A 594-nucleotide genomic window follows, 5' to 3' on the forward strand; every position below is an offset into this window, starting at 1 on the left:
CGCTCGGTGCTCCGGGCGGCGCCGGATGGTGCACTCGGCGGCGGTCGGTGCCGGGGGCGCGGCCGGCGGTCATGACGCCGGTCCCGGGCGCCGGGCGCCGAACGCGTGCACGATGCCCTTCTGCCAGCCGGTCATGGTGGCGGCGCGTACGTCGGTGAAGCCGGCGCGGCGCAGGCGCTCGGCGAACTCCGGTGGCCGGTCGAACTCCAGCGCGCTCCGCCACAGGTAGCGGTACAGGCCCGCGTCGCCGGTGGTCAGCCGGCCCGCCGGGATGATGACACTCCAGCACACGGCGTGCCAGATCAGCCGGGTGAGCGGGTGGTCGCGTACGGAGTAGTCGTGCACGATGAGACGGCCGCCGGGCCGCAGCAGGGACCACAGCGACGCGAGCACGGCGTCCGGGTCGGACAGGTTGCGGATGAGGTACGCGGCGAAGACGCCGTCGAACGGCCCGGTGACCCCGGCGTCGGCGAGCTCCTCGGCGCGGGCGTGCACGAACTCCACGCCGTCCGGCCACCGCTTGGCGCGCGCACGGGCGAGCATGCCCGCCGAGGCGTCGACGCCGTCGACGCGGGCGTTCGGGGCGGCGGCCAG

The 594-nt window shown here is 76.1% G+C and carries 1 protein-coding gene; it reads right to left on the reverse strand.

What is annotated here, in order from left to right:
- Positions 1–69: 69 nt before the first annotated feature.
- On the reverse strand, positions 70–594 hold a 525-nt coding region (locus ACFFNX_RS52065; protein WP_378213903.1), incomplete at its 5' end, for a class I SAM-dependent methyltransferase.

The organism is Actinoallomurus acaciae, from assembly GCF_042429965.1.
Classification (GTDB): Bacteria; Actinomycetota; Actinomycetes; order Streptosporangiales; family Streptosporangiaceae; genus Actinoallomurus; species Actinoallomurus acaciae.